Origin of the sequence: Streptomyces triticisoli (assembly GCF_003270085.1) — a bacterium.
GTDB classification, from domain to species: domain Bacteria; phylum Actinomycetota; class Actinomycetes; order Streptomycetales; family Streptomycetaceae; genus Streptomyces; species Streptomyces triticisoli.
The window spans coordinates 21012-27011 of sequence record NZ_QFDQ01000043.1 but is presented as its reverse complement, the minus strand read 5'-3'; the positions used below and the strand labels follow the sequence as shown (position 1 = coordinate 27011).

Sequence of the window (6000 nt, the reverse complement as noted above, 5' to 3'; positions counted from 1 at the left end):
TAACGCCGCACGACGGGTTCGGGAGGAGGCCGTTGGGAAAAGGAGCAGCTCCGCTGCCACCTCGCCCGACGGCCCACCTCACGCTGAACCTCGTCCCTTGACGGCTACCAGTGACCGATGATGTTCGGGACCCCAGCAGTCGAGGGTGTCCCTGACGTCAACCGGCCTGTGTCACGGCGATGTGCAACTCCCGTACGCCCACGGTGCGCGGGTACCGTTCGGCCAGCCCGGTGACGATACTGCGGATCGTGGGCCGGTCCCGGACCTCGCCGGGGCTGACCCGGTACGCATCCAACAGGGCACGGGTGGCCTGCTCGGGCCGGTTCCAGGCCCACCCCGGCAACGACTCGCACTGATCGTCCCCATACGGTTGGCTCGGGGTCCCGGCCGATGGTCTGGGCCGTGCGGCGTCCTTCGCGCGCTATACGTCATCGGCACTCTGGGGCGAGCACGTCCTGCTCCTCGACGACACCTGGACCACCGGCAACCACGCACAGTCCGCAGCCGCCGCACTCAAGGCCGCCGGTGCCGGCAGCGTGGCCATCGTGGTTCTCGGACGTCATCTCAACATGGGCTACGGAGACACGGCCGTTCACGTGGACCAGGCGCGGCTGCGGCGCTTTTCCTGGGGCATCTGCCCACTGCGGCCCTGGAGCCACGGTTGACAGGGACGACCCCGCTTTGTCCCCTCGCCGACAGCAACGTGTACGTGGCGCTGGGCGGCAAGGCGTAGCTCGGTCCCGCCGGTCGTGGAGGAGTCACCTCGGTGTCGTCGGGTGTGGGCTGTTCCGCCGCACGTGGCCGTCGAAGCACTCCGTTCTGCCGCCCTCCGCGGGGTGGAGGCAGGCGTGCAGGACGGCTCCGGGGTGTGCCGCGGTCATGGGGGTGTAGACGTAGGACTCGGTGTCGATGTCGTCCCTCACCTCGGCGGAACGGGTGGGTCCGCCCGCGGTCATGTCGAGCCGGTCGCCGATCCGCGTACGCCACATCCGGGCCCAGCCGGCCCCGCATCCCTCGTGGTAGCGCAGTTCCATCCACGCCCCCGTGGCCGTGCGGTACGAGGCGAGGGTGACCAGGCCGACGGCGCAGCCCAGCTGCATCGGGTTCTTGCCCTCGCAGGCGGCCGCGCGACAGCGGGGGCCGGCGGTGGGCGGCGACGTGGGCGGGGACGACCGGGGCGGAGCGTCCTGGTGCGGAAGCAGGAAGAGGGCCACTGCCACGCTCCCGACGACCACGGCACACACCGATGCGAGCACCGCCAGTGCCATGCCCCTCCTCCTGGCCCGCCCGGTTTCCTCCGGTGTCTTCTCCGGGGACGGTGATGGTGAGGGCGTGTCCGGGGAGGTGGCGGCGGCTGTGGCCACGGGCGCCTTCGCCGCGCGTCCGCTGCACTCCGACTCCGCGATCTCCCACAGGGCGAGACAGCGGCCTGCCGGTTCGCGGGCGAGCCGGCACAGGTCCTCCACGGCCTGGCGCGGCGGTAGCGTCTTGCCGTTGAGGTAGCGCTCCCAGGACGACTTGCTGTAGGTGGTCCGCTGCGCCAGGGCCGCCAGGCTCAGGCCGGTGCGCTGCTTCAGCTCCCGCAGTGCTGCGGTCAGCCGCGCCTGTTCCGGCGGCGGCGTCGGCGGGGTCGGCGGTGTCGGTGGTGTCATTCCCGCAGGGCCTTCCAGGTGTGCGGACCGATGATGCCGTCCACGACCAGGTCGGCCCTCTTCTGCAGGCGTTTGACGGCGTTTTCCGTCAGCGGGCCGTAGATCCCGTCGATGTCCCCGGGGGAGAGGCCCGTCCGGCGCAGCAGGCACTGTGCCTCGGCGATCTCCGGGCCGGCCAGGCCGTTCACCAGGATGGCGTCCCGGGTGCGGCTGTTGCCCGCGTACCAGTGGCCGTCGAGCCGCTGGTAGCGGCAGGTGTACGTGGGTCTCGACGGCGAGGGCGTCGCCTTCGGCGGCACGGCGGCGGAGGCGACGCCGGGACCGCCGGGACCCGCCGTCGTACGGTCCTCGTGGTTGACCGAGAACCGTACGGCCACGAGGACCGCCGAGGAGACGGCCAGCACCAGGGTCACCACCCCCGCCACGACCGCGATCCGCAGCGCACGCCCGGGAATCCGTTCCTGCTCGGTCCCGGCCGGCAGGTCGGTGTCGCATGGGGGCGCGGACACGGCTCCGCGTCTGTCCCTCCAGGCGTCGGCGGCCACCTCGTGCAGTGCCAGCAGCCGGGTCGGGTCGTCGTCGCCGATCCTGGCGAGCGCCTCGACCGCGTCCCGGGGCGGCAGCGACCTGCCGCCCAGATAGCGTTCCCACGACTTCGTGCTGTAGCCCGTCTTCGCCGCCAGTTGACGCAGGCTCAGCCCGCTGTGGTCCTTCAGCCGGCGCAGGCGTACCACCAACTGGCGGACGCGCGGATTCAGTTCGACGGGCAGCTCTTTCCAACGCGACATGTTCCCCCGATCGCGTTCGTGGTCCCTGGTCCCGGACCCCCTTGCATTCTGCCCCAATGGAGATGGCCCGTACCGGAATGTGGTTCCCGCCCCGGTATGGATTCGGTCATCCGCCCGGTCCTGGCTGTCCCCGGCTGTCCCCCAGCTGTTCCCTGGCCGTCCCCCAGCCGTCTCCCAGCCGTCCCGCCGTACCGACTCAAGGGACTGTGTTTCCGCAGTTCAGCGCGTGGGACGTCCCCTGAGTGCGTCACTTCCGCGGCAACGGTGGCGGTCCCCGCCTCCCGCCCCGCAGTCTCGTTGGCGAGCCGGCCGGTGCGGTCGGCCCGTCCACGTTCCGAAGGGGGAACAGCATGCGTATGACCAGGAAGCTCGCGGCCATGGCCGGCGGCGTCGTGCTGACCGGTGGCCTGCTGGCCGGAAGCGCGGGTGCCGTCAGTGCGGCGGAGGTCGCGCCGCAGGCGGCGTCGGACTGCCCGTCGGGCTGGTTCTGCGTCTGGTCCGGGAAGAACTACACCGGCCGTATGCAGAAGGTCGCGGGGACGAACGCGGACCTGACCAAGTACCCGGTCTTCCAGAGCTTCAAGTCGTGGTACAACCACGGCAAGTCCTGTGACTTCAAGTGGTACGCGAAGAAGAACCACAAGGGGTCCAGCGGAGTCGTCCCGAGGGGATACAAGACGACCGACAGCGCGTCCCACTACATCAAGTCCAACAAGTGGGTCAACTGCGGCTGACCGGCCACCCGCCGCAACGCCCGAGGGCGGTGCCCCCACCAGGGGCGCCGCCCTCGTCCTGTCGCCCCTGCCGGTGACGAGGCCCGCAGTCCGCAGTCCGCAGCCCGCAGTCCGGGGCCGGGGATAGCACCGTGTTATGGCCAAGTGCTAGTACCCCGCCCGTCGTTCCTCTGGGACTCTAAGGCATGTCCATGACGAAAACCCGCCTCGCAGGCGGGCGTTCGCCATGGGCACGGCCCATAAGGCCGCAAGTCCCCCACACGCACACGTCCACCCGACGTGTCTTCCGGATCGAGGAACCTTGCGTATATCAAGGCTCGCGCCCACTCTCGCCGCAGCAGTGATCTCCGTCCTCGCACTTCTCGTCCCCACCGCCGCCGCGGCACCCCCGATCCCCACGGACCCGCAGCCCATCATCGGCGGCGGGCAGGCCACCAGTGGCCCCTGGGCCGCCCGGCTGCTCTCGAACGGCAGAGAGACCTGTTCGGCGACGATCATCGCCCCGACCTGGATCCTCACCGCCAAGCACTGCGTCACCGGCGGCGGGCTGTCGTTCCGCATCGGCAGCCTGGACCAGTACAGCGGCGGCACCGTGGCCAACGGAGTCCAGACCTACACCCACAGCGCGGACCTGGCGCTCGTCCGTCTCGACCGTTCCGTGTCGGCGACCTACGCCCGGCTCGGGCAGCCCGGTTCGGTGAGTGTCGGCCAGAGCGTGCAGGTGTACGGCTGGGGCGCCACCTCCCAGTGCGGCTCGGAGATCAACTGCCAGTCCCGCTACCTGAAGGTCGCCAACGTCACGGTCACCGGCAGCTGCACCGACGCCTACCGCGGCTCCGCGATCTGCGCCCGCCGGGGCAACGGCATCACCGCCGGCGGCGACTCGGGCGGCCCGATGATGGCGAACGGCATCCAGGTCGGCGTCGCCTCCACCAGCGACCGCCAGACGACCACCGCCTACACCAACGTGACGGCGTACCGCTCCTGGATCCAGTCGATCGCGGGCGTCTGAGCCACCCCCGCCTCCCGGCGGACACCGGGCCCCTCACCGCGCCGCGGAGAGGGGCCCTCCGCATGCCTGAGGAGGCGGGACACCTCGCCGTGGGTGCCGGCGGTGTCGGCGAGGGCGGCGGTCCCCGACTCCGCGTCGGCAAGGGCACGGAGTGGGCGGGCGTAGCGTAGAGGGCATGACGAAGTACGGATCCTTTCCCGGTGCGCGTCCTCGTCGGCTGCGTACCACCCCCGCCATGCGGCGCATGGTCGCCGAGACCCGGTTGCACCCGGCGGACTTCATCCTGCCCGCGTTCGTGCGGGAGGGCGTGAGCGAGCCGGTGCCGATCGGGGCGATGCCCGGGGTCGTGCAGCACACGCGGGAGAGTCTGAAGAAGGCGGCCGCCCAGGCGGTGGAGGCCGGGATCTCCGGGATCATGCTGTTCGGTGTGCCGGAGGAGGGGAAGAAGGACGGCCTCGGGACGCCGGGGACCGACCCGGACGGGATCCTGCAGGTCGCGCTGCGCGATGTGCGGGCCGAGGTCGGGGACGAACTGCTCGTCATGTCCGACCTGTGCCTGGACGAGTTCACCGACCACGGGCACTGCGGCGTGCTGGACGACGAGGGGGTGGTCGACAACGACGCCACGCTCGAGCGGTACGCCGAGATGGCCCAGATGCAGGCCGACGCGGGCGCCCACGTGGTCGGGCCCAGCGGGATGATGGACGGGCAGATCGGCATCATCCGTGACGCGCTCGACCGGATCGGGCGGGAGGACGTCGCGATCCTCGCCTACACCGCCAAGTACTCCTCCGCCTTCTACGGGCCCTTCCGGGAGGCGGTGGGCTCCTCGCTGCAGGGCGACCGCAAGACCTACCAGCAGGATCCGGCGAACCTTCGTGAGTCGCTGCGGGAGCTGGCGCTGGACCTGGAGGAGGGCGCCGACATGGTGATGGTCAAGCCGGCCGGGCCGTACCTCGACATCCTGGCCCGGGTCGCCGACGCCGTGGACGTGCCCGTCGCCGCCTACCAGATCTCCGGCGAGTACTCGATGATCGAGGCCGCCGCCGAGAAGGGCTGGGTCGACCGGGACCGGGCGATCCTGGAGACCCTGACCGGCATCAAGCGGGCCGGGGCGCGTAACATCCTCACCTACTGGGCCGTCGAGGCCGCGCAGAAGCTGCGCTGAACGGCGGCCGAACCGCCGCCGCACGCCCCCGCGGACGGGCCCGTCCGCGGGGGCGGGAGCGGGTCCGGGTAAAAGCTTGACCAGTTCGTATCAAGCGGCATAGTTTCAGCCACTGACCTGGCCATTCAGGTCAGGCGCCACTCTGCCCTGTGGGGGGATTCCCGTGAACTGGTACCTGGAAGTACTCAAGAAGTACGCGGTGTTCAGCGGTCGTGCGCGCCGCAAGGAATACTGGATGTTCATCCTGTTCAACTCCATCGTGAGCATCGTCCTGTTCGTCATAGGCCAGGCGATCGACGTGGAGATCCTCAGCAGCCTCTACAGCCTCGCGGTGCTGCTCCCGAGCCTGGGCGTCACGATCCGCCGCCTGCACGACACGAACCGTTCGGGCTGGTGGATCCTCATCGGCCTGGTGCCGCTGGCCGGTTTCATCGTGCTGCTGGTCTTCACGGTCAGCGACTCGCAGCCGGGCGACAACCAGTACGGCCCGAACCCGAAGGCGGCCATGGCCTGACCGGGCGCGGCCCGGGCGCACTCGGTCGGACCTTCCGCCGCCGCACCGTCGCACCGTCCCCACGTACAGCCTCCAGCCCACCCGAGCGGTGGGCTGGAGGCTGTGCTGTCTTCCGGGGCCGGAGCCGCCGCG

Annotated in this window: 7 protein-coding genes; 4 read left to right on the top strand and 3 right to left on the bottom strand. The window is 70.6% G+C overall.

The genetic code is table 11. From position 1 onward, the window contains the following. Positions 1-157: 157 nt before the first annotated feature. The 3 genes from DEP02_RS08365 to DEP02_RS08350 all read right to left on the bottom strand — a co-directional run bounded on the left by DEP02_RS08365 (position 158) and on the right by DEP02_RS08350 (position 2440). Complete coding sequence (locus DEP02_RS08365) at positions 158-343, bottom strand: hypothetical protein (protein ID WP_332871935.1); 186 nt, start codon at positions 341-343, stop codon at positions 158-160. Between the two features lie 415 nt (positions 344-758). Continuing rightward, positions 759-1652, bottom strand: coding sequence for a helix-turn-helix domain-containing protein (locus DEP02_RS08355; protein WP_112466712.1), 894 nt, complete (start codon positions 1650-1652; stop codon positions 759-761). After that, on the bottom strand, positions 1649-2440 hold the full coding sequence (locus DEP02_RS08350; RefSeq protein WP_112466711.1) for a peptidoglycan-binding protein: 792 nt from the start codon (positions 2438-2440) through the stop codon (positions 1649-1651). Before DEP02_RS08350 ends, DEP02_RS08355 begins: the two co-directional genes overlap by 4 nt. A 350-nt stretch (positions 2441-2790) precedes the next feature. On the opposite strand from DEP02_RS08350, the gene DEP02_RS08345 reads away from it, so the two are divergent. The 4 genes from DEP02_RS08345 to DEP02_RS08330 all read left to right on the top strand — a co-directional run bounded on the left by DEP02_RS08345 (position 2791) and on the right by DEP02_RS08330 (position 5868). Beyond that, a complete protein-coding gene (locus DEP02_RS08345; protein WP_112466710.1) occupies positions 2791-3174 on the top strand; it encodes a peptidase inhibitor family I36 protein in 384 nt (127 codons plus the stop codon). A 301-nt stretch (positions 3175-3475) separates the two neighbouring features. Then, positions 3476-4186 carry a S1 family peptidase gene (locus tag DEP02_RS08340; RefSeq protein WP_112466709.1) on the top strand — a complete coding sequence of 237 codons (711 nt, stop codon included), beginning with the start codon at positions 3476-3478 and terminating at the stop codon, positions 4184-4186. Positions 4187-4361: 175 nt separating this feature from the next. Continuing rightward, positions 4362-5354 (top strand): porphobilinogen synthase, encoded by a 993-nt coding sequence (gene hemB, locus DEP02_RS08335; RefSeq protein ID WP_112466708.1) that lies wholly within the window; start codon positions 4362-4364, stop codon positions 5352-5354. Positions 5355-5517: 163 nt separating this feature from the next. Continuing rightward, a complete protein-coding gene (locus DEP02_RS08330; RefSeq protein ID WP_112466707.1) occupies positions 5518-5868 on the top strand; it encodes a DUF805 domain-containing protein in 351 nt (116 codons plus the stop codon). The last annotated feature ends 132 nt before the right edge of the window (positions 5869-6000 follow it).